This is a genomic window from Microbispora sp. NPDC004025, assembly GCF_053604425.1.
In genome coordinates, this window is sequence record NZ_JBSGHN010000002.1 from 817,070 (window position 1) to 838,766 (window position 21,697).

The 21,697-nt window shown below is 66.7% G+C and carries 24 protein-coding genes and 1 tRNA gene; 13 read left to right on the top strand and 12 right to left on the bottom strand.

Going from position 1 to position 21,697, the window contains the following annotated elements; genetic code table 11:
- The first annotated feature begins 108 nt into the window (after positions 1 to 108).
- The 4 genes from ACWEQG_RS08050 (at position 109) to ACWEQG_RS08065 (ending at position 4,727) form a co-directional block, all read left to right on the top strand.
- Positions 109 to 1,332 (top strand): styrene monooxygenase/indole monooxygenase family protein, encoded by a 1,224-nt coding sequence (locus ACWEQG_RS08050; RefSeq protein WP_452282810.1) that lies wholly within the window; start codon positions 109 to 111, stop codon positions 1,330 to 1,332.
- Positions 1,329 to 1,940, top strand: coding sequence for a flavin reductase family protein (locus tag ACWEQG_RS08055; RefSeq protein WP_452282812.1), 612 nt, complete (start codon positions 1,329 to 1,331; stop codon positions 1,938 to 1,940). The genes ACWEQG_RS08050 and ACWEQG_RS08055 overlap by 4 nt, the downstream gene beginning before the upstream one ends.
- A 157-nt stretch (positions 1,941 to 2,097) precedes the next feature.
- On the top strand, positions 2,098 to 3,513 hold the full coding sequence (locus tag ACWEQG_RS08060; protein ID WP_452282814.1) for a hypothetical protein: 1,416 nt from the start codon (positions 2,098 to 2,100) through the stop codon (positions 3,511 to 3,513).
- A gap of 206 nt (positions 3,514 to 3,719) precedes the next feature.
- Positions 3,720 to 4,727 carry a hypothetical protein gene (locus ACWEQG_RS08065; protein ID WP_452282816.1) on the top strand — a complete coding sequence of 336 codons (1,008 nt, stop codon included), beginning with the start codon at positions 3,720 to 3,722 and terminating at the stop codon, positions 4,725 to 4,727.
- A 63-nt stretch (positions 4,728 to 4,790) separates the two neighbouring features.
- Here the strand turns inward: ACWEQG_RS08065 and ACWEQG_RS08070 are convergent, their stop codons facing one another.
- Together ACWEQG_RS08070 and ACWEQG_RS08075 are read right to left on the bottom strand one after the other, a co-directional pair.
- Complete coding sequence (locus ACWEQG_RS08070; protein WP_452282818.1) at positions 4,791 to 5,972, bottom strand: NAD(P)/FAD-dependent oxidoreductase; 1,182 nt, start codon at positions 5,970 to 5,972, stop codon at positions 4,791 to 4,793.
- Between the two features lie 284 nt (positions 5,973 to 6,256).
- Positions 6,257 to 7,819, bottom strand: a complete 1,563-nt coding sequence (locus ACWEQG_RS08075; RefSeq protein WP_452282820.1) for an alpha/beta hydrolase — start codon at positions 7,817 to 7,819, stop codon at positions 6,257 to 6,259.
- A gap of 187 nt (positions 7,820 to 8,006) precedes the next feature.
- Between ACWEQG_RS08075 and ACWEQG_RS08080 the strand changes: the two genes are divergently transcribed.
- Together ACWEQG_RS08080 and ACWEQG_RS08085 are read left to right on the top strand one after the other, a co-directional pair.
- Positions 8,007 to 9,182, top strand: a complete 1,176-nt coding sequence (locus ACWEQG_RS08080) for a sensor histidine kinase (protein ID WP_452282822.1) — start codon at positions 8,007 to 8,009, stop codon at positions 9,180 to 9,182.
- Complete coding sequence (locus tag ACWEQG_RS08085) at positions 9,179 to 9,850, top strand: response regulator (protein WP_452282824.1); 672 nt, start codon at positions 9,179 to 9,181, stop codon at positions 9,848 to 9,850. Before ACWEQG_RS08080 ends, ACWEQG_RS08085 begins: the two co-directional genes overlap by 4 nt.
- A gap of 466 nt (positions 9,851 to 10,316) precedes the next feature.
- On the opposite strand, the gene ACWEQG_RS08090 is transcribed toward ACWEQG_RS08085, so the two are convergent.
- Positions 10,317 to 10,790 (bottom strand): NADPH-dependent F420 reductase, encoded by a 474-nt coding sequence (locus tag ACWEQG_RS08090; RefSeq protein WP_452282826.1) that lies wholly within the window; start codon positions 10,788 to 10,790, stop codon positions 10,317 to 10,319.
- 683 nt (positions 10,791 to 11,473) lie between these two features.
- Here ACWEQG_RS08090 and ACWEQG_RS08095 point away from each other — a divergent pair.
- Both ACWEQG_RS08095 and ACWEQG_RS08100 read left to right on the top strand, forming a co-directional pair.
- Entirely contained in the window at positions 11,474 to 11,704 is a 231-nt protein-coding gene (locus ACWEQG_RS08095) for a hypothetical protein (RefSeq protein ID WP_452282828.1), read from the top strand.
- Between the two features lie 1,130 nt (positions 11,705 to 12,834).
- Positions 12,835 to 13,599, top strand: coding sequence for a bacteriocin fulvocin C-related protein (locus ACWEQG_RS08100; RefSeq protein ID WP_452282890.1), 765 nt, complete (start codon positions 12,835 to 12,837; stop codon positions 13,597 to 13,599).
- 79 nt (positions 13,600 to 13,678) lie between these two features.
- On the opposite strand, the gene ACWEQG_RS08105 is transcribed toward ACWEQG_RS08100, so the two are convergent.
- The gene (locus ACWEQG_RS08105; protein ID WP_452282830.1) at positions 13,679 to 14,491 is read right to left on the bottom strand and encodes a Clp protease N-terminal domain-containing protein; all 813 of its coding nucleotides are present in this window, start codon (positions 14,489 to 14,491) and stop codon (positions 13,679 to 13,681) included.
- A gap of 390 nt (positions 14,492 to 14,881) precedes the next feature.
- On the opposite strand from ACWEQG_RS08105, the gene ACWEQG_RS08110 reads away from it, so the two are divergent.
- On the top strand, positions 14,882 to 15,196 hold the full coding sequence (locus ACWEQG_RS08110) for a hypothetical protein (RefSeq protein ID WP_452282832.1): 315 nt from the start codon (positions 14,882 to 14,884) through the stop codon (positions 15,194 to 15,196).
- A gap of 19 nt (positions 15,197 to 15,215) precedes the next feature.
- On the opposite strand, the gene ACWEQG_RS08115 is transcribed toward ACWEQG_RS08110, so the two are convergent.
- Positions 15,216 to 15,371 (bottom strand): hypothetical protein, encoded by a 156-nt coding sequence (locus ACWEQG_RS08115; RefSeq protein ID WP_452282834.1) that lies wholly within the window; start codon positions 15,369 to 15,371, stop codon positions 15,216 to 15,218.
- A gap of 62 nt (positions 15,372 to 15,433) precedes the next feature.
- Here ACWEQG_RS08115 and ACWEQG_RS08120 point away from each other — a divergent pair, with 62 nt between their 5' ends.
- From ACWEQG_RS08120 to ACWEQG_RS08135, 4 genes are all read left to right on the top strand, one after another.
- The gene (locus ACWEQG_RS08120) at positions 15,434 to 15,838 is read left to right on the top strand and encodes a tyrosine-type recombinase/integrase (protein WP_452282836.1); all 405 of its coding nucleotides are present in this window, start codon (positions 15,434 to 15,436) and stop codon (positions 15,836 to 15,838) included.
- 84 nt (positions 15,839 to 15,922) lie between these two features.
- Positions 15,923 to 16,372: a tyrosine-type recombinase/integrase gene (locus ACWEQG_RS08125; RefSeq protein WP_452282838.1), complete on the top strand. Its 450-nt coding sequence runs from the start codon at positions 15,923 to 15,925 to the stop codon at positions 16,370 to 16,372.
- A gap of 644 nt (positions 16,373 to 17,016) precedes the next feature.
- A complete protein-coding gene (locus ACWEQG_RS08130; RefSeq protein WP_452282840.1) occupies positions 17,017 to 17,337 on the top strand; it encodes a hypothetical protein in 321 nt (106 codons plus the stop codon).
- Between the two features lie 155 nt (positions 17,338 to 17,492).
- Positions 17,493 to 17,975, top strand: coding sequence for a tyrosine-type recombinase/integrase (locus ACWEQG_RS08135; protein ID WP_452282842.1), 483 nt, complete (start codon positions 17,493 to 17,495; stop codon positions 17,973 to 17,975).
- Between the two features lie 59 nt (positions 17,976 to 18,034).
- Here ACWEQG_RS08135 and ACWEQG_RS08140 read toward each other — a convergent pair.
- The 7 genes from ACWEQG_RS08140 to ACWEQG_RS08170 form a co-directional block, all read right to left on the bottom strand.
- Positions 18,035 to 18,106: transfer RNA gene (locus ACWEQG_RS08140), tRNA-Val, on the bottom strand.
- Positions 18,107 to 18,121: 15 nt separating this feature from the next.
- Positions 18,122 to 19,078, bottom strand: coding sequence for an ROK family protein (locus ACWEQG_RS08145; protein WP_452282844.1), 957 nt, complete (start codon positions 19,076 to 19,078; stop codon positions 18,122 to 18,124).
- On the bottom strand, positions 19,075 to 19,401 hold the full coding sequence (locus ACWEQG_RS08150) for a hypothetical protein (protein ID WP_169979862.1): 327 nt from the start codon (positions 19,399 to 19,401) through the stop codon (positions 19,075 to 19,077). The genes ACWEQG_RS08145 and ACWEQG_RS08150 overlap by 4 nt, the downstream gene beginning before the upstream one ends.
- A gap of 70 nt (positions 19,402 to 19,471) precedes the next feature.
- Positions 19,472 to 19,927, bottom strand: coding sequence for a peroxiredoxin (locus ACWEQG_RS08155; protein WP_363461806.1), 456 nt, complete (start codon positions 19,925 to 19,927; stop codon positions 19,472 to 19,474).
- A 72-nt stretch (positions 19,928 to 19,999) separates the two neighbouring features.
- Positions 20,000 to 20,428, bottom strand: a complete 429-nt coding sequence (locus ACWEQG_RS08160) for a DUF3052 domain-containing protein (RefSeq protein ID WP_084370137.1) — start codon at positions 20,426 to 20,428, stop codon at positions 20,000 to 20,002.
- Between the two features lie 141 nt (positions 20,429 to 20,569).
- Positions 20,570 to 20,977 carry a YjbQ family protein gene (locus ACWEQG_RS08165; protein WP_363461804.1) on the bottom strand — a complete coding sequence of 136 codons (408 nt, stop codon included), beginning with the start codon at positions 20,975 to 20,977 and terminating at the stop codon, positions 20,570 to 20,572.
- Positions 20,978 to 20,987: 10 nt separating this feature from the next.
- Positions 20,988 to 21,182: a DUF1918 domain-containing protein gene (locus tag ACWEQG_RS08170; protein ID WP_030505662.1), complete on the bottom strand. Its 195-nt coding sequence runs from the start codon at positions 21,180 to 21,182 to the stop codon at positions 20,988 to 20,990.
- Positions 21,183 to 21,697: the final 515 nt, after the last annotated feature.

Consider the following 21,697-nt stretch of genomic DNA (forward strand, 5'->3'; position numbering starts at 1 on the left):
AATCCCGCGCCAGATGGACGGAACCCGCGCTGAGCGGATGGATCACCGGGCCGCTTCGGCCGTAATTTCCTGCTGAAAGCTCAACTTTCAGCGAAAGGAAACACTCTCATGCGCAGAGTCCTCGTCGTCGGTGCCGGTCAGGCGGGCCTGCACCTGGCCATCGGCCTGCTGCAGAACGGCTACGACGTCACAGTGGTCTCCAACCGCACCCCCGACTCGATTCGCGACGGCCGGGTGATGTCGGGCCAGTGCATGTTCGGCACCGCCCGGGCGCACGAGCACACGCTCGGCCTGGACCGGTGGGCGGACGACTGCCCGCCCATCGAGGGCATCGAGTTATCCGTCCCGAGCCCCGCGGGCGGCAAGGCTCTCGGCTGGGCGGCCCGGCTGAGAACTCCCGCCCTCTCGGTCGACCAGCGGGTGAAGATGCCGGCCTGGCTGGACGAGGTCGAACGGCTCGGCGGCAAGCTCGTCATCCACGACGCCGGTCCGGAGGATCTGGAGACCTACGCGGCCCAGTACGATCTGGTTCTGGTCGCCGCGGGGAAGGGAGCGATCTCCTCGCTGTTCGAGCGGGACGCGGCGCGCTCGCCGTACAGCACCCCGCAGCGGGCACTGGCGCTCACCTACGTCAACGGTCTCGCCCCCCGGCCCGAGTATTCCGCGGTCTGCTTCAACCTGCTGCCCGGCGTCGGCGAGTACTTCGTCTTCCCCGCTCTGACGCACAGCGGCCCGTGCGAGATCATGGTGTTCGAGGGTGTGCCGGGCGGGCCGATGGACTGCTGGGGCGATGTGCGCGGACCCGCCGAGCACCTGGCGCGCAGCCGCCGGATCCTGGAGAGCTTCTTCCCCTGGGAGGCGGAACGCTGCTCCGGCATCGAACTCACCGACGCCAACGGGGTGCTGACCGGACGCTTCAGCCCCACCGTGCGCCACCCGGTCGCCATCCTGCCGTCGGGCGCGCCGGTGCTCGGGGTCGCCGACGTGGTGGTGCTCAACGACCCGATCACCGGGCAGGGCAGCAACAACGCCGCCAAGTGCGCCGCCACCTACCTCCAGGCCATCCTGGAGCGCGGCGAGCAGCCGTTCGACGCGGCCTGGATGCGGCAGACCTTCGATCGCTTCTGGACACAGGCCCAGCACGTCACCCGCTGGACCAACGCGCTGCTGGCCCCGGCCGAACCACATCACCTGGCGCTCCTGGGCGCCGCCGGCCAGGTGCCGGAGATCGCCTCCCGCTTCGTCAACGGCTTCGACGACCCCACCGACTACGCCGAGTGGTTCATGGACGCCGACAAGGCACAGGCCTACCTCGCCCGGGTCGCGTCATGAGATCGCTGCGCGACGCGTTGGGGCAGTTCGCCACCGGGGTCGCGGTGGTCACCACCGCGACCGCGAGCGGGGAGCGGGCAGGGGTGACGGTGAACTCCTTCAGCTCGGTCTCGCTCGATCCGCCGCTGGTGCTGTGGTGCCTGTCGGACCGCGCTCCCAGCGCGCCCGTCTTCCTGCGCGCGGGGCGTTTCGCGGTCAACATCCTGGCCGCCGGCCAGGACGAACTGTCGCGGCGGTTCGCGACGCCGGCGCCGGACAAGTTCGCCGGCGTGGACGTGCTCGCGACCCCCACGGGGCTGCCCATGCTCGCCGGGACCCTGGCCACCTTCTCCTGCCGTACGGTGACCGTCCACGCCGGCGGCGACCACCACATCTTCGTCGGCGAGGTGGAGCACCACCAGCGGTCAGGAGGGGAACCGCTGCTCTTCCACTGCGGCCGCTACCGCGAGTTCGCCTCCTTTCGGGATGGTGAGGAGCGAACGGGCCCCTTCCGCCTCCCGGAAGCCCGGCACCACGGCCCTTCGGGGGCCGGGGCGTCGCGACGTCAGCAGGCGGCGAGGATCAGGACCTCGTGGTCGGGACCCAGTAGCGACGCTTCTGCTCGGTGACGTCGAGCAACCGTCCGCGGCGTACCCCGACGAGTTCCGCTCGTCGACCACACGCGGTGGCCGCGCCGGCCCTTCACCGGTACAGCTGCGTGGTGCACATCGATCGTGATATCTCGCCGAAATGACAAGAAGTGGGACGGCACTGAGCGCCCTGGGCTTGCTGCTGGACAGGTCGCTCGTACAGATCGCGGAGGCGTCGGCGGACGCACGGACCTACGACCGGCAAACGATCCACCAGGTCGCGGACGTGTGGGACAACAACACTCTCCCCCTGTTCCATGCCGCGACCGCCCTCACCTCCGTCGGGCGGGAACGCCGCGCCCGCGCCGCCCTCGCCTGGATGGCCGGGTTCGGGCCGGAGCGGCGGGCCTGGATGGTCGAGCAGGCCGAGGCGGCAGGGCATCCGCTGGAGCGCTTCCTGCCGCCTCCGGTCGCGGAGCCTCCGCACATAAGGGATTCTCTGGGGCGCGTAATGCCGGGGGTTAGGTCGCTGACCGCCGAGGCCGCGCTCGAACTCGGAACCGACTACGACCTGGCCGCCGCCGAGGTCCGCGCCCTACTGCTCGAACGTGCCGGCACACGACTGACCGGGTCACTCGTCCTGGCCGCCCCGCGCCGCTACGACACCGGTCCGCAGGCGGGAGAACCGCCCACGTTGAGCCTGTGGCTGAAGGATGTCACCGGCGTGCGCTTCGACTCCGACGACCGGATGGGCGTCGCCCTGCACAGCGGGGCGGAGGGGATGGTCATCGGTGTCGGCGCAAGCGGAAAGCTATCCGCCACCAGCGGCACCGCGTACCCCGATGACCAGTCCTGGCATCTCTCCACCGCCGGCCGGGCCGCCGACCAGCGGACCCCACCCCGTGAGGAACGAAAGCACCGCGCACCCGAGCGACGGCGGCCATACCCACAGGGCGCGGCCCTGGTCGCCGCCGGAATCCTGCACAGCGTCATGCTGGAGATCCGCATGGTCCGGGTCGCCCACCTCGCCGATCGGATCCCCGTCCGGTCACTCGCGAGCGCACTCGCCGGCGCGGGTACGGACATCCTGGCCGCAGGCGCCCTCCGAGGCAGCCGCCGCGAGAAAGCCTTCCATCACCTGGTCGAAACCTGGATCGGCAATGGCGGCTCCGCCCTGGCGCCCTGGTTCGGCGATGAACTACGTCGCATCATCCGCGAGGAGCGACTCCCGGACACCACCGCAGCACGGATCGAAGGAATCACCACACCAGAGGCACAGCCTCCGCCGCTCGTCACGGCATCGGATCTCGGCCTGCCCCCGGAGGGCGAGCTCCGGCTCGCCACGTACACGGCCGCACACACCCGACACCAGGCACCGCAGGACCCCGTCGCCGTCATCGTTCTGGCCCACATCGAACAGGACGCCCCGAAGCGGCCTTGGCGGCTCCGCGCTCTCAAGGTCGACGGTGTGAGCCGGTTCCGATTGCGGGCCGATGCCTTCGACGGCCCGCACGAATTGCGGAAAGTCAGGGAGACACTCGGCGTGGAGTCCCTGAAACTCGGCCGCGAGGCCCTCTATGTGAAAGCCCCACGAGATGTGCCGGCCACATGAGCGGCCGCTGCACTGCCTCGGTGACGCGCCCGCCGAGAGGGCTCGGCCTTCCACCGAAACCCACGCGAGGTGCCGTAACTGGACCCTCGTGATACACGTAGGAACTCGGTACAGCAAGCCGATTCTGCCCCCGTCTGCAGGCCGATGCCGGGCTTGCGATTTCATTGGGAGGCCGCATGGCCGCAGCGAGGCGGTGGATATGGGGCGTGCTGGTCGCGGTCACGGCCGTTTCCATCCTGACCGGTTGTTCCTCAACCGCCATCACGTCGGACAACCCATGGCCGCAGCCGACTTGGCATCGCCAGATCGGCCCCGATGCGCGTTTCGCGGCCGACGATCTCTGCCCGAAGGGCCGAGGGCCGAGGGGTTTGGATTGCCGTTCGAAAGCTCCCGGATATGAATCATGTATGAAGCGGCATCCGGTACAGAACTCGGCCATGCTGTGCCAGCAAGCGCTGATCGTCCGCATTGAATGCCGCTTCGGGAAGCGAGTCACCTTCCACGACGAACAGGACTGTGCCTCGTCGTTCGACTCCTACGTGGCATGCCGGACGGGAACTCCGCAGCGGTCCGACGACGTGTGCGCGGCAGGCGAGAGAGAGTTCCTGCGCTGCCCGGAGAACTTCGACCCGGGCGGCGATTTCGACTGCGTGAAGGCGCGGGACGCCTACTACGATTGTCGCGGCGACACGCGGGGCGATGACATCGATTGCTCGACGTACATCGAGGTAGTCGGCGTATGTCATGCACTGCGGGTGAGCTGCTCAGGCCTTCTCGACGAGTACCTCACGTGTACAGATGAAGGGTCCTCCCCCAACGAGTGCGCGTTCGGGTCGAACATGAGGCTCAACTGCCTGCACGACCTGAAAGCCGGCGTCTTTCTGCAGACCTCGACCTGCGACTCCATCTGGAGTGATCACCTCAGGAATTGTTCCGGCACCAAGGGACTGGAGGTCGGCGGTCCTACGCCCTGCACACACAGCGCGAACTGGAACGAAGCGAGCTATTCGATCTGCGAAAGGCGGGGCGACTCGGCCGATACGGTGGGCGTGGCTTACGTCAACCCGAAGGACGGCAGCAATTACCGATTGCCGGTCTGCTGGGCACCTGAGGGAGACAATCACCATATGGATGAGGAAGCCGAACACGCCATAGGTGAGAGGGTTCTCCGCGTCATACACCGCCTCGGCCGAACCCGCTACGAATCCATGTGATCACCGGGTCAGCATGCAGCAGGCGGGCGAACGGACAACACGCTCGCCCGCCAGCGCTCTTCGTCATGACCGCGTGAGGGGCCGGGTCTCCACTGCGCCGGTGACCGCCAGGTGGCGGCGGCGGCTCGGCATCATCATGGTCGGGTGGGAGATGCTCCAGGCCGCGCTAGCGCAGATCATCTCCTTGATGCGGGCGGCGGTCCGGCCCGTGAAGACGGTGGACGTGACCTGATCGTCAGGGGTCACGCGCTGGATGATCCCATCGCGGCGTCCGAGGCTGATGCACTGCACGGAGTAGCCGATCGTGGTCGTGGGCACCTTGCGACCGGTCAGGCGCGCGGCGATGACGTCGGCTGCCAGCCACGCCATCGGGTTCGCCGAGGCGCAGGACATCCGCAGGGGCTTGCCACCCGCTCCCTCGGCGAGCGCGGCGTCGCCGACGGCGTACACATCGGGGTGCGAGACCGACCGCATGCTGGCGTCGACGACGATCCGGCCCGTGTCGGACACCTCAAGGGTGGTGGCGGCCGCGATCGGGTGCACGGTGAAACCCGCGGTCCACACGGTCACCTGGGCCCGGATCTTGCTGCCTGCACCGGTGATCACGCCGTCCGCTTCGACGCGCGTGATGTCGGCGTGGTCGTGGACCGTGATCCCGAGCCGGTCCAAGGCGCCGCGCAAGTGGCGCTGGGCCTTGTCGCTGAGCCAGCCGCCGACGCGGCTGTGCGCGGCGATCGCGACCTCAAGGTCCGGGTGGGCTTCGGCGATCTCGGTGGCCGTCTCGATGCCGGTCAGACCGCCGCCCACGATCAGCACGGTCCCACCGGGCTTCACCTCGCTCAGGCGCGCCCGCAGTCCGAGAGCAGCCTGCTTGCCGGCGACGTTGTAGGCGTGCTCCGCGACACCAGGGACGCCCTGATCGGCGATGACGCTGCCCAGGGCGTACACGAGGGTGTCATAGGCGAGGGTCTCACCGCCGAGATCGACGGTCTTGCCGTCCACATCGACAGCGGTGACCCGCGCGGTCCGGACCTGTACGCCGGTGCCCGCGAAGACGTCGCGCAGCGGGCGAGGCCGCAGATCCTGCCCGCTCGCGAGCTGGTGCATGCGTACCCGTTCGACGAACTCCGGGTCGCCGTTGACCAGGGTGATCTCGACATCGTCGCGGTGCAACCGCTTGGCGAGGCGACCGGCGGTGTTGGCTCCGGCGTATCCGGCCCCCAGGACGACGATGCGGTGCTTCATGGCTCGCTCCTATCTGGTTGCTTGCACCTCCTGAACCGGACAGGCGCGCGATCCCTGACAGGGACGAGATGTGATGTAGGTCACCGACTCGCCGGGAGCGGGTGATGAGGTCCAGCGGCCGCCCACCGGCACGCGACGCGCTGGAGTTTGCCGGGGTTGACCTGGATGTGAATCGACGGCGGCGCGGTGCGCCGCCGCCTTGAAATCGGCAGTAGTGATGTCCTGTCCCGGGATCCTCTATCTAGATCACCTATGCAGGCAGGTCCTAGATGATGGCATGACGGTCAGGGCCGGGGGCCGTCGCAGGAGACGTCCTTGGCCGGCAGGGTTCCCTTGCTCAGGAACGCGACGGTGGCCTTGTCTGCGCAGGTCGAGCCGGTGCCGTAGACGTAGTGGCCGCCGTTGTCGACACCGAGGAAGCCGGCGCGGTCGCCCAGGGCCTTGCGCATTCCCCGGCCCGCGGCCCACGGTGTGGCGTTGTCGCGGCGGTTCTGCAGGATCAGGATGTTACGCGGACCGCGCGAGGTGACCTTGACCACCGGCTCGATCGGCTTCTGCGACCAGAACGCGCACGCCCTGATGTTGTCGGGCATGCCCGCGCTCAGCGGGTACTTCGCGCGGGCGGCCGCGGTGGCCTTGGCATAGGAGGTCACCTTTCGCGACCAAGTGGTGTCCCCGCAGATCATGGCCAGGGCCATGGTGGCCTGGTTGTCCGCCGGCACGCCCGGCGTGGCCGGGGTGTCGGCGAGGACCTGCCGGAGGACGGCGACGTCCGCGTCCGCCGGGGTCTTGCCGGCGGACAGGTCGGACGCCACCTTCCAGAATCGGGTGAGCGGGGCGAGCGTCTCGTTGTGCAGCAGCATCTGGTACGTGACGCCACGCAGCAGCGCGCCGCTGATGGCCACCGGTGTGCCCGGCATCGTGGCCGGTTTCCGGTCGAGGCGGTCGGCCAGCGTGAGGAAGGTGTCGGTGACCTCGTCGACGGTGCCGCCCAGCCCGAGGCCGGCGTTGTCCGCCGCGGCGACGCGGGCGGCGTCCGGGAACCGGTCGTTCATGCCCTGGTTCCAGGTGTTCAGCATCTTGGCCCACGCCTTGTTCGGGTCGACGTTGCCCTCCAGCACCATCCGGTCGGTGTTGCGGGGGAACAGCGAGGCGTAGACCGCGCCGAAGTAGGTGCCGAAGGACTGGCCCCAGTAGGAGATCTTCCGCGCCCCGAGCGCCTGGCGGATGCGGTCCATGTCGCGCGCTGTGTTCGCGCTGTTGAAGAAGCGGAGCTTGTCACCGATCGTGGCGCACTGCCGGGCGACGGCGCGCGCGATGGTGACGTTGCCCTCGATCGAGCCGCCGGCGCCGGGGTAGGGGAAGATGGTGAGAAGGCTGGAGCCGGAAAGACCGCAGCTCATCGGGGTGCTGTGGCCGACGCCGCGCGCGTCGAACCCGATCAGGTCGTAGGAGTCCAGCACCCCCTTCGGGAGCGTGAGTGCCATCTGGCCGGGCATGTCCAGGCCCTGCAGTCCCGGACCACCCGGGTTGAACAGCAGGTCGCCGCGCTTCTCGCCGTGCTTGGCGGTGGCGATCCTGGAGACCGCGACGGTGATGGTCTCTCCGCCGGGGCGGCGGTAGTCCAGAGGCACCTTGACCGTGCCGCAGGTTTGCCTGGGGTCCCGTTTGGCGCCCGGCGCGAGTTTCGGGCACTCACCCCACTTGATCGAAGTCTGGACGTCACCGGCGGTCGCCACGGCCCTGGCGCCGGCCGGCTGCCCGCCGATCACCGCCCCCGCCCCCGCTGCCGCGACCGCGGTCAGGGCACCGGCGACGACGACGCGTACGCGGATGGTGTTCTCCATGGTGTTGTCCTCCGAATTACCGATGTGCCGCGATCTGCTTCGCGGTTGACCGTGCTTGTCGGCCGCTGATGAGAAAGCTAGGAGTGGAGGACGCTGTCCCGAATCACTGCGTTGCAGACATTCCGTGTAGCTCACATGAGGGACAAGCGCGGTAACTCGAGGATCAGAGATCGCTAGGCTCTCAGCCATGTCGGGGACCTGGGTCAGCGACCGCTTGCGGAGGCTGCGGGAGGTGTGGCGCGTCTACGACGCCAGAGTGTGGGACCGGTGGCTGGCCGTCGTGTCCACCGGGCTGGCGTTCGTGCCGGCCTTGTCGATCATGAGCGTCCAGTTCGGCGACCTGCCAGGACGCCCGGCCGACGCGTTCCAGATCGTCCTGATCCTGGCCCAGACGGTGCCCCTGGCCGTGCGTACCCGATGGCCCGCCGCGTGTCTGGTGATCAACGGCACGGCTTTCGCGATCTACGAGACGCTCGGCTACCCGATGCAGTTCGGCACCGTGACGGTGTACATCGCGCTCTACTCGGTCGGCGCGCACCAGGAGCGGTTCCGGCGCGTCATCGCCGTCGTGGCATCGGCCGCGTACGTCGTGCTGTGCGTGGCCATAATCCTGCTCGGCTCACCGGTTCTGCAGAGCGACTTCCTGGTGTTCTACCTGCTTTTCGCCGCGTGCTGGCTGGGCGGCGCCTTCGTACGCGGGCAGCGGCTCCAGGAGGCCGAGCGACGGCGGCTCGCCACCGAGGCCGCGGCCGCCGCGGAGCGGGCGCGCATCGCGCGGGAGCTGCACGACGTGGTGACCCACCACGTCACCGCCATCGTCGTGCAGGCCGACGCCACGCAGTTCGTGGCCACGTCGCCGGAGCGCGTGGTCACGGCACTGTCCACGATCGGCGGCGCCGGCCGCCGAGCCCTGGCCGAACTGCGGTACCTGCTGGACGTGCTGGAGGCGACCGGAGAGTCGGCCACGCCCGTCGTGGGCAGCGTGCGAGACCTGGTCGAACAGAGTCGAAGCGGCGGCCAGCCGATCGAACTGGTGGAGGACGGCGACCAGCCCTCGCTCCCGGTCGGCGTGGGGCTGGCCGTGTACCGGGTGGTGCAGGAGGGCCTGACGAACGCCGTCAAGTACGCCGAAGGCCGCCCCACCACCATTCGCATCGGCTACCGGGACGACCGCGTGGAGATCGAGGTGACGAACGCCGCCGCCGTGGTCCCCGTCGGCGCGAGAAGCAGCCTCTCCGGCGGCCGCGGCCTGGCCGGACTGCGCGACCGGATAGGCGCGCTGGGCGGCGAGCTGGCCGCAGGCGAGCAACCGGACGGCGGTTTCCGAGTCTCCGCGTCGATCCCCGTAGGCGGTACCGAATGACCATCCGTGTCGTGATCTGCGAGGACCAGGAAATCGTCCGTACCGGCTACATGACGGCCTTCGACGCGCAGCCGGACATGGCGGTGGTCGGCGTGGCCGCCGACGGCCCGGCCGCGGTCGAGGCGGTCACCAGCCTGAAGCCCGATGTGGTGGTCATGGACATCCACATGCCGCTGATGGACGGCATCGAGGTGACGAGGCGCGTCGCCGGCCCCGGTGTCGTGGCGCCGCCGAAGGTACTGGTGGTGACCACGTTCAACGTGGACAAGTACGTTTACGAAGCCTTGCGTGCCGGAGCCAGCGGTTTCCTTCTGAAGGACGCCCCTCTACTGGATCTGGTGAACGGCGTCCGCACCGTCGCCCGCGGAGAGTCCCTGCTGTCCCCCACCGTGACCCGTACCCTGATAGGTCGCTTCGCCGACCGCCTCCGCCCGGCCGTCCCCACCCCTGACGAGGATCCGCTGGCCGTCCTGGCTCCCCGCGAACGCGAGGTGCTGCGGCTGATCGCCCGTGGCCTCTCCAACGCCGAGATAGCCGCGGAACTGGTAATCAGCTTCGAGACCGTCCGAACCTACGTCTCCCGGATCCTCACCAAACTGGACCTACGCGACCGCGTCCAAGCTGTGGTCTTCGCCTACCGCACGGGCTTCGCCGACGACGACCGCTGAAACCTGCAAGCGTCTTTCCGAGCCGGACGAGCAAGATCCCCACGGATCGGGCACATGACGGGCACGGAAGCTCACCGACGTCATGAGCGGCAAGATCACGCAGGTCCCGGCTTCGGCCTGCGATCCCGCTACCGCGGGACCGCCAAGACCCATCTCCAGCACCTACTCATTGCCGCGGCGATGAACCTCACTAGGCTCGACGCCTGGCTCACCGGAACGCCGCTGGCCCCGACCCGCACATCGCACTTCGCCGCCCTGCGTCCTGCTGGGTGATGAAGCCTCAGCTGGGTACCTGCCGTGAGCAACCTCGATCCATCCCTCGGCAAGACCCTTCCCATGCCCCGGCCATATCGGCGCTCCCATACGCTGTTGCGCGCGGACTTTTGGCAGCGCGGACCGGCCCATGCTTGGTCATATCGCCAATCCACCTACGGGAGCTAACGATCCAAGCTCTGAAGACTGCCCCCTAGCCCCGGGACGGAGCCACCACCCGTATCCCGAAACCGTACGAGCCGATGGCGCCGGCGATCCCCAGGAAGAGCAGGCTGTAATGCTCCTGGCCCCGAGCCGTGGTGATGCCTCCCAGATCGAGCAGCGACTCCGCGGGCCAGCCCAGGTCATGCAAGAGCCCGCCGACCGTGCGTTTGGCCTCGCCGTCATCCCCTGAGAGGAAGACCGTGCTCGGGCCCTCCAACGAGTCAGGCGCACCCATGAGCCGTGCGTCGATGGTGCAGAGCGTCTTGACGACCATCGTGTCCGGAAACGTTCGCTGGATCTCCTCACCGAGGCTCTCTCCAGGATGGGAGAGCGCGCCGTCCTCGGTGAAACCGACCGACACGTCGAGCAGCACCTTCCCCGCCAGGGCCGGGGCGCCTATCTCGGCGAGCAGCGGCACGGAGGCTGTGCCGGGTGTCGCGTTGACCACCACCTCCGCGCCCACGACGGCTGAGAGCGGGTGAAGCCTTCGACGTCATGCAAGGTGTTCGACGTGATGCTCCGGAGTGGATGGCCAACCACCGATACGCCCGAGACATCCTCAAGGCAATTACCGGCAGGCGCCGCACGCTCACCAGCGAAATGCGCGACCTCGCAGACTTTGTGCGGCTCGATTACTGAATCGTGACACCGCTCGTGTCACTACCGTTTGTGGGCATCAGGAAGTGACACGAAATCGCACTTCCGGGCATGTTGTCCCTGCTCATAGCGTTGCAACATGCATCCGGCCATGACGGGATTCCGTCCCACTGACGCACGAGGGAAAACACTCACAACGCCATCACGAGCCGCTGAACGGTTGAGCGACGAATTGACGGCTCTCGGAATCCAACCTGATGTTTATGAAGGTTATGGGCTCGCCCTGGTGTCTGTGTGGGTCGAGCTAGTCGTCTGGACGGATGGCCGGTGCTACCGCTGGTAGTCGGGCCGTAAATCACTACGGACCCAGCGATGGGTTTACGCGTTCGGTCCAGTCGACGACCCGGTAACCACCGCTCGCCGAATCGCCGTCCGCTACAAGGATCTCCGGCAGCATCATCCGCTGTCCGCCCTGCTCACGGGCACTTCATCATGAGCATTTCGGACGAGTGCCTAAGCCCGCACGTCGACATGCGTCGACGAGGGCACATGGAGTTGGTTTGGCACCCGCCCTTCTGCGGGGTTGGCCAGGTCCGCGTCCTGGCCTGGACCTGCGAATTTCGGGCGACCATTTACGAACTGTGCCAGGCTGGCGGCCAAGCTTTTATCCGCAGCACTCTCCAGTCCGAGCCCGAACATGAGATCAAGGAGACCTACCGCTGGCCGCTCCGCCAGGCGCGCGATGTCTGGGCTGCCCTGCTCTCCGGCGAGGCGCGGTAGGGCCAGTTTGGACGTGCGTAGGCGTCGGGGGAAGCGAACCCGGACCTTCTGTTCACGAGGGAAGGGCGAGAGCCTCGTTCGCGACGAGTGAAGTCGCTCGCGCGGTAGATTCAGCGCGGCGAGGTGTGACCGCGTGAGCCACTGTGCTGTACAGCAGCTACGTCCGATGGCCCCCCTCATAATCCGATGCCAAGTGAATCCGGACCGCAGGCCGCCAGACCCGAGGACCGGAAGCCGCGCTGCAGATATTCGAGCATCCGCTTTAGGAGAGCGAGTGCCAAGTCCGATCGTCGATGCCTCTCACCTCGGCATATGCCGTCCGAGTTGACGGCTTCCCCTTGATCATTCCGCCTATATGTCGCGCGTTGCAGTCGTCCTTACAGCGCTGTCTCGGGGCAGCACTGCCGGTTGGACTCCCGCCGCTTGCGATCCTTCGTCTGATCCCAGCAAGCACAGAGTGACGTCAGATTCTCGAGCCACGTACATACATCGTCAGCGGTGAATTGTCGAGGTGCTTTCGCAAGGCCGGGAATGATGTAGAGCCGGACGAGCGGCTCATGGGCGATGGAGGCCACGAAGCGTTATGCCTGCCACACACTCAGTGCATTGAAGCTGTTACAGAACCGGACAAATAGGTAGATAGTTACGCGTTTGTGACCAATGTCAACGAGGTTGACTAGTCAGTCAATTTTCATGCAATCGGCTCTTGACTCTCTTAGTTACTTTGGGCACAATTGACACATTGCAAGACACATAGCACCCAGTCGAGACGCTTGTCAAACGCGCAGGCTCGAGGGTTTCGGAAGCTGCCCCAGATCTTGCGCATCTAATCCTAATACACGAGAAACGACACCCCGCAAAAGGAGGAACGAATGAGTTCACCTTCACGCCTGATACTGGGCTTCGATGCTTCGTGCGGTCGGTGCGCTGAGATCGCAAAGGCGGCGAAAAGGGCCGCTGGAGAGAAGCTTGAGGTCTTACCGCTGGGACATCAGGAAGTGCGTGAATTCCGTACTCAAGCGCTAGGAGAAGACGCTGCGTGGGTCCCTACACTTATTCGAGTGGAGGGAGACAGGGTCCAAGCATGGACTGGCCTCGCGATGGGTGCTCAACTCTTCGTACGGCTCGGTATGCGGGCAGCTATCAGGCTCTGCGCCGCGCTTGGTGACCTTGCGAGAGCAAATCGCGCGGCCAAGCGCGGAGAAGAGCCGGCAGCCAGGTACGGAGAAGAATCACTGGCGAGGCGTCGATTCTTACGCATTAGCGCGGGCGCAGGTATCGCAATAGGGATCGTTCTTACGGGTAAAGCACCGGCTCTAGCAGATGAGGCCGGCCGCGCCGAGGCATGGGTTGCGGCGAACAGAAATCGGCTTCCCAAGACCTACGAGAGATTTTCGACGTACAACATAACATACCGCCGGGCGATCTACCGAGAACTGGACCCGAAAGCCAGGCAGCAGCTCTGGGCTGATCACATCGCGAATTATCGCATGACCCATGCGAATCTGACCAATGAGCAGAACGCGGCATTAGCTAAGGTGGATGCGCGCGTGGCTCAGCTGAACACGTTCACAACCCGCGTCAGAGAAAAAGCGGACCCCGAGGACGAGCGACTCCTACAGGATTTGACCCAAGCATTCGGCCAAGACGAAGCGATCGCATTGGTTGCTGTCCTGGGCCCAGCGGATAAGCCGAGCCCTGAGGCAGCGAACTCAAGCAATTCTGGGGTCCTGGTAACGTGCGAGTGCTCCACCCAGTACGACCTCTGTTATTGGCCCTCGCAGAGCAATAAGGTCTGCTCCCAGTTGCCAAGCTGTTCGGTGACCTGGGACGGATGCGGCCTCTTTTATCAGTATGGCTGCAACGGGATGTGCGTATCCGGTTGCGGCTGTTAGTCAAGAAACACCGCAGTGGCGGCCAGGAATTATATATAATTCCTGGCCGCTCTCCTGCATTTCGGAACACTGCCGAACTCTAAGGCCTTGTCCAGCCCGAAGGTGGAGGTTCTCTTAATACGCTTATTACCTGATTACGTAGAGCTGAGTGTGTTACCCCGAGGCGCGTCAGGGCGTTTGCAGCTTTGCCTTGGTCTTCTTTAATCAGACCCAGCAGCAGGTGCTCGGTGCCGACATATCGATGTTTCAGGGCATGCGCCTCAAGCCGCGCGTAATTCAAAACATTCTCGGTTCGCTGATCGAGTTCGGGTCGTGCAGCTGTGTTCGTCTTGCTGTCGTCTCGATCATCTGTGAGCTCGCCGGCTAGTCCATCGAGGTCAATGCCGAGCTTCCCTAGGCAGTAAGCTCCTACTCCAGCCCTGTTCTTGGTAAGACCAAGTAACACATGTTCCGGGCTGACTCGGTCGACGTGTGTGCTGACGGCTTCTTCAACCGCTAACTCGAGGACTCTCTGTGCATGCTTTGTGAAAAGTCGTTCAATTGGCCAGTGAAGGACTCTGTTTCTAAACATCTGGCATCCTCCAGCTCGATCTCGGCTTACTCGCCAGTCTATACCCTGTCTCGTGACACTAGCGGCAGAACTTTGTAATTTCATGCTCGGCTGGATGGTGCGATGAGATCCCGATCGGACTTCCCGGCTGTCCTCCTGCTCTGCGTTGCGCTCATCGAAGTGGCGCGGGAGCTTTCGAGTTCGAGGAAGTGCGTATCGCACCCGCCTGAAAGTCACGCTCTGAGAACATGAGCCCTCCGTCGGCCCCGACGTCGCTAACGATCCCGAGTAAACTAGTACCCGCTCTCTCGGAACGGAATAGGTCATTCTGCCAATGCCCATTCGGGCAGTCACATCAATGTCATGAACCCTCGTGCGCCTCTATTGTTTCATTGATATTTTCTCTGCATTTTACAGTTGAGTGCGAGGGGCAGCACCTCTCGGCTGCCACGCACTCTTCATTAGATCATGGTAGTTGCATATACGCTTGTGTTGTCTATAAACCATAAAGCTCCTGTCGTCACGACACCAGGTGTGCGGCCCTGCACACTCTTCCCCTGTCCTGATACCTTCGCCATCGACCCACCGCGGAGCGGCAGCGGGCCGGCGACGGAGGGGCAAGCCCGGCCTCGTGTGGACGTCAACCTGGTCGTGATTCCTCGGTCATTGGATGCCATCGGTTACGGCCGGGCTTGAGCCGTAGGAGTCGGCCTGCTGGGCTTGCCTGGGTCGATGGCGGGCGAGGTGATCAGGGCTTCCCAGCCATCTACGAACCTTGGCTTCCGCGAAATGATCACCTCGGGGCCGGAGATCCCCGCCGAAGGCAACACAAGACCTTGGCCCGTGACGGCGCGCCGCGTCGTCCTGATCGAGCTGCTGGCCATGGTGTTTTCGTTCGCCTGGGAGCGCGTGGTCTCGGTGGCTGAGGAGCGCGCGGGCGGCGCCGGCCGGGACCGGCCGGAGAGCCGCATGCCCGGCCGGCTGGCCGCCCGCCGCGCGAGCAGGCCGCCGCAGGCGGGCCGCCTTGAACCAGTAAAGAAACTCTGAGCCACTCAGACGGCAGGTTCTAGATCACGAGGTCAATGCCGTTGTCGCTGAGCTCCTGCGGCGTGAGGTCGGAGTCGGGGTCGTCGGCAAGCTCGGTGTGGTAGCCGATCTCGTAGCGGTTGGCGGGGGCTTTGATCTCAGTGACCTCGATCGGACGGCTGTTGGCGTGGGCCATCGTGCGTCTAGATCATCCGCGACTACGAAGACGGCCTGGCCATCGCACCGACCAACTACACCGTGAGCGACGCCGTGACCTACTGGCTCGCTCACGGTCTGGGCGGCCGGTCCCCCAGCACGGTCCGGATGTACACCACGTTCGCGGAGACCCACGTCCTCCCGGCGCTCGGCGCGCGCAAGCTGCGTGACCTGTCCGTGGAGGACGTGGATTCCTGGCTGACGAGCAAGAAGGGAGAACTCAGCACGCGCTCACTCAAGCTGATCCACGGCATCCTGAACCGCGCGGTCAAGAGCGCAATGCGCCGCGACAAGGTGAAACGGAACGTCGTCGATCTCTGCGAGATCCCGAAGGGCGCGCGGGCCGCCCGTCGAAGGCGCTCACCCTGGCACAGGCTCAGGCCATCCTTGACGAGGCGGCCAAGGCCACGCCGCGCATGCGAGCGTACATCGTGCTCTCGCTGCTGATCGGCGCTCGGACCGAGGAGCTTCGTGCGCTCACCTGGTCACACGTCGTCGCGTACGACGAGAAGCGGCAGGCGTGGTTGCCCGTTGACGAGGCCGGCTGGGACCACGAGGAGTTTCCACGTCTGGCGCTCGGTCCGGCAGAAGGGCGACACCAAGACCGTCAAGTCCCGTCGATCCCTCAAGCTGCCCCGCCTCTATGTAGACGCCCTTCACGCCCTGGTCGACGAGCAGACCTCCAGCGAGTACGACCTCGTCTTCCGTACCAAGAACGGCACGGCGCTCACCGCTCACAACGTACGACGCGACTTCCGGAAGATCCTCGACAACGCCGATCTCCCCGGCAAGGAATGGTCCCCACGCGAGATGCGGCACAGCTTCGTGTCGCTGCTGTCCGACTCCGGCGTCCCGATCGAGGACATCTCCCGCCTCGTCGGCCACCGGAACACCGTGGTCACCGAGACCGTCTACCGCAAGCAGATCCGCCCGGTGCTCATGCAGGGCGCAGAGAAGATGGACAGCCTCTTCGAGGCATAGTCACCCAGATAGTCACTCGGTCCGCGAAAACAAGATCGGCAAAACGCCGTTTCACCAGGTGGGCGGTACTGGGTTCGAACCAGTGACCCCTCGCTTGTAAGGAGCCATGATCGCTCCCGGCAGTAGGCTGACCTGCGGGCCGACCTGGGACGCCGCTCCCCCGCTGGCCGTCCCCGAGCTGCCCTAATTGCACGCTAATGGCACGGCGATCACGCCTCTTGCCGCAGCTCGCGGCCTCTCCTGATCATGGCTTGTCGGCCACCTCTCCACCGTCTAATGGCACGCTAATGGCACGACGATCAAGGGGCGTACCGCGAAGTGCAGACCTGCACACTTCTCCCCTGCCTGATCTTCCCGTCTGCCTCGACCCACCGCGAAGCGGCAGCGGGCCGGCGACGGAAGGTCAAGCCCGTCCTCGCGTGTACCTCAACCGGCCACCCTTCCTCGATCATCAGACGCCAACGGTCACGGACGGGCTTGAACTGGAGGAGTCGGGCTGCTGGGCTCTGCCTGGGTCGCGGCAGGCGGGACGATCAGGCCCACCTCAGCCACTACGGACCTGCCCCGCGTTCATCGCGATCATCCCGGAGCCGAGGCCCCCGCCGGAGGCATGGTTGTGCGGAGCGATGTCAGGATGGCGGATCATGGGAGACCTTCATCCTCTTGGCGATGACGAGACGATCATCGCTGCGATGGAGCAATGGCGGCGTGATCGTACTGGGGTGCTTCAAGCGGCAGGGACAGCCCTGACTATGGAAGGACCGTTTGAGGCACCCGGCATGGACCCCGTCTACATCCTCCGCTTGGAGCAGCCTCCGGTGGAGATCGATGTCGCCGTTTTCCGAGGCGGCATTCTGGACGTGACCCGAATCAACTGGGGCGACCAGTCGCTTGATCCGGAAGGAGTCGAGGTCTCGTCAGCGGTTGAACTGTTAGCGGCGTTGGATCGAATCGCGGGTTGCTAGCGGCGGCGTGCCGGCGTTCGGCGCGATGGCTCGATACGGCGCGGTGCGCGTGCGGCGAGGCCCCGCGGACGCCCGCGCCGCGACCGGCCCCCAGGCCGCAGCGCGGCGCGGGGACGTCGACGCGGGGGGTACGCGAGGTCGCGGCGCTGCGGCGGATGGACCTGGACCTGAACGCCGGGACCGTCAGTATTCGGCAACAGCACGTCGAGTTGGACACGGGCGAACTCCTCGTCGGGCCGCCCAAGTCACGTGCCGGTCTGCGGACGGTGGCGATTCCAGAGGCGATCATTCCGGCGCTACGTCAGCACCTCGACCAGTTCACCGAGTCGGAACCGACCGCGCTCGTCTTTAATGGGGCGAACGGCGGCATCCTGCGGCGCAGCAACTTCCGGCGGGCCGTCAAGTGGAGCGAGACGACACGCAAGCTCGGCGTTCCCGGGCTCCATTTCCACGATCTTCGCCACACCGGGAACACGATCGCGGCCAGTGCCGGCGCTTCCCTTCGCGACCTGATGGCACGCATGGGCCATGACAGCGTGCGCGCCGCGATGATCTACCAGCACCGCACGGCGGAGGCGGACAAGGGCATCGCCGACGCGATGAATCGCAAGATCAAAAGGGCCAAGATCCAAAGCTAATGGCACGTTAATGGCACGAAGCCCCGTGGCGTGATCGCTACGGGGCTTGTTTTTGCAGGTGGGCGGTACTGGGTTCGAACCAGTGACCCCTCGCTTGTAAGGCGAGTGCTCTACCGCTGAGCTAACCGCCCGGACCGGACTACACCTTACGACACCGACCCGCCTCTCAGCACATCGAGCGACCAGTCGGCGCCCGCGTCGTGCTCTCCCGCCGCCTGCCAGCCGAGGAGCGCCGCGCCGAGCATCCCCGCCAGGGGGCCCAGGGCGGCCGGGCGCAGGGGCGGGGGCTCCCGGAAGGCCAGACGGCCGGCCAGCCGCTCCCGCAGCGGCTCGAACAGGGCCGGACCGGCCTCCGCCAGGCCGCCGCCGATCACGATCAGAGCCGGGTCTAGCACGAGCACGTACGACGCGAGGGCGATGGCCAGGGCCTCGATCGCCTCGCCGAACACCTCGGCCGCCACCGGGTCTCCCGCGGACGCGAGCTCCACGACCTCCTTCGCCGTCGCCGTACGGCCGGAGCGGGCCGTGAAGCGCCGGGCCACGGCCGAGGCGGAGGCGTAGGTCTCCAGGCAGCCGATCTGCCCGCAGGCGCACTTCTCCCCCGCTGGCCAGACGGCCGCGTGCCCGAGCTCGCCGCCCCAGCCGTGCGCACCGCCGTACGGCTCGCCGCGGAGCACCACCGCGCCCGCGATGCCGGTGCCGATGGGCAGGAAGAGGAAGTCGGCGACGTCGCGCCCCGCGCCGAAGACGCTCTCGGCCAGGCCGCCCGTACGGACGTCGTGGCCGAGCCGCGCCGGGACGCCGGGAGGCGTGAACGCCTCGGCGGGCACGTCGCGCCAGCCGATGTTGGCCGAGTAGACGGCGGTGGACGCGGTGACGATGCCCGGGACGGCCAGGCCCACCCCGGCGGGCTCGGTGCCGTACCGGGAGCGGCCGAGGCCGGCGATCTCGCCGACGTAGGCGCGCACGGCCTCCACCACCGCGTCCGGACCGTCCTCGCGCGCTGTGGGACGCCCGGCGAGGACGGTGACCTCGCCGGCGCGGGTGACGAGGCCGCCCTTCATGGAGGTGCCCCCCACGTCCAGCGCGACGACGTACGTCACGATCGGCCCAGCACCCTGTCGAGGGCCGCCTCCACCTCCGCGGCGAGGCCGGGCATGCGGGCCGGACCCGGCGGGCCGGCCGTGACGAGCGGCTCACCGTCGCGGGCGAGCCGCACCTCCCCGCAGGAACGGCACTCGATCTCCCCCAGGCGGCAGATCAGCGCGATCGAGCCGCACGAGGCGCACGTGTCGAGATCGAGGTCGTGCACACGCTGGCAGTCCGGGCAGACGAGGACCTGCGCCTCGTGGCGCACCGCGCGCTTCCAGGGACTGGCGCCGCGGACGGGGTCGGTCTGCCGGGCCCCGCACCTGTAGCAGGGCATCGTGGCCTCCAATGGGCGAGTCGGAGTCGGAGTCGGATATGTCAGTGCCCGGGGGCGGGCAATGAAACGATCAGATTTCCGCGAGCGCCTTGCGGTACTCGTCGATATCGCGTGCGGAGCCGATCGGCTTGACGACCTTCCAGCGGACGACGCCCTCGCCGTCGATGACGAACGTGCCCCGGAGCGCGAGTCCCCTGTCCTCGTCGAGGACACCGTACGCCCGGGCGACCTCACCGTGGGGCCAGAAATCCGACAACAGGGGAAACGAGAAGCCCTCCTGGTCGGCCCAGGCACGCTGGCTGAACATCGAGTCGACCGACACCGCCAGCAACTGGACGTGCGGAGGCAGGGAGCCGGCCAGCTCGTCGCGGATCGCCGCGAGCTCGCCGTGGCAGACGGGGCTGAAGGACAGGGGATAGAAGACGAGCATGACCGTCCTGCCACGCAGGCCGGAAAGACGCACGGGAACGCCGTGCTGGTCCTTGAGCGCGAAATCCGGAGCCCGCTGCCCGACCTCTATCGCCATGAGCAGTCCCTCCCCAGGTGTCCGCCCATCATCCTGCCGTACGGCATCCCGGGCCGTACGGCAGGGCAATTCTCAGCGGCGGGCCTTCGGGGCGACGAGTCTCGTGCCCGACCAGTCCCTGGCGGCGCTCACGCTGCTCGTCTGCGACAGGCCCGCGGTCGCCGCGTCCTCACCGATGTCGCTGGGCTCCACGTGGCCGTCGCGCCCCGCCTTGGGGGTCAGCAGCCAGATCTGGCCTCCGTCGGCGAGTGCGGTCATCGCGTCGCTAAGGGCGTCGAAGAGGTCGCCGTCGCCGTCCCTCCACCAGAGCAGCACCACGTCGACGACGTCGTCGTAGTCCTCGTCCACCAGCTCGTTGCCGGTCAGCTCCTCGATGGACTGGCGCAGCGCCTCGTCGCAGTCCTCGTCCCAGCCGACCTCCTGCACCACCTGACCGGCTTTGAGGCCGAGTCGTTCGGCCAGGCCGCGCTCGTCCTGCGCCTGACCCGCGGTCGCGCTCACGTTCATCCCTCCTGCTTGGGGTGACCCCGCCCATATTTGCGGTTGTCCTGGCTCGTTGAGAGCCATGCTTCGGCACAGTCCACACGCTGCGACCCGTAGTCGTCAACGGTCGCCACGGTGGCTGACCCGCACCGTTATCTCTTAATCGGTCAAAAACGACAAACGTACACGCCTGTCGGGGTTGTCGACGTTGAGGTCGATCAGGGCGACCGACTGCCAGGTCCCCAGCGCCAGCCTGCCTCCGAGGACGGGAACGGTGGCGTACGGCGGTATGAAGGCGGGCATGACATGCGACCTCCCGTGCCCACGGGAGCCGTGCGCATGCCGCCACCGGTCGTCCGCCGGCAGCAGGTCGCCCAGAGCGGCGAGCAGGTCCTCGTCGCTGCCGGAGCCGAGCTCCAGCAGCGCCACGCCGGCCGTCGCGTGCGGGACGAAGACGTGCAGCAGCCCGTCTCCCCCGCACTCGCGCGCGAAATCGGCGCACTCCTCCGTTATGTCGTGCACACGTTCCCGCGCGCCGGTCCGTACCTCGATCACCGTCGATTTCACATCCGCGATATTACGATTCGCGCTGAGCTGGGAGGACGACGGCGTCCGGCCCGGGGAAGACGAGCGCCTCGTGCCCGTCCTCGTACTTCACCAGGAACGGCGGGCCGCCCTCTGGGCCGCGGACCTCGACGATGACACCGTGCTTCTCGTGGTCGCCCACTACCGCGCCGTGCACCACCAGCCGGTCCCCTACGGTTGCGTGCATCTCGATCCCCCCTCTCTCCAGAGCCTGGTACGGCTATCGCCACCTGGAAAGAGGAGAAACCCTCCTCTCCACAGAGGGAGGGACAACCCATACCAAAACGTTACGCGGCCGCGAGGCGCCCGGCGGGGACGTGTGGCCCGGCGCGCGTCCGGGCCCCGCGAACCCGCCGGAGACGGGGGACGCGCGATGCGGACGGTTCCGGAGACGACGGCGGGAGCACCGCCCCGCGGCGCCCTCCGCCCTGTCACGGCGAATCCGCCACGCCTGCCGGGTAGGCCGGGACCAGACCGGGTAGGGAGGCTCCGACCAGGCACGATGCGGTACCGATGCCTGTTGGGGTGCCCCCGGCGCCAACCGGGAATGGATGGTGAGTAAAAATCGTCCTACCATCGGTGGTCTAGGCCAAGACCTACCCCGCAGCCAGCGCGGACGGTTCGGTTACCGGGGAGTAGAGATGCGCTTTCCGGTATGACGAGACAGGATGGAAGACGACCCGCAACGCCGCGATCAAGCGC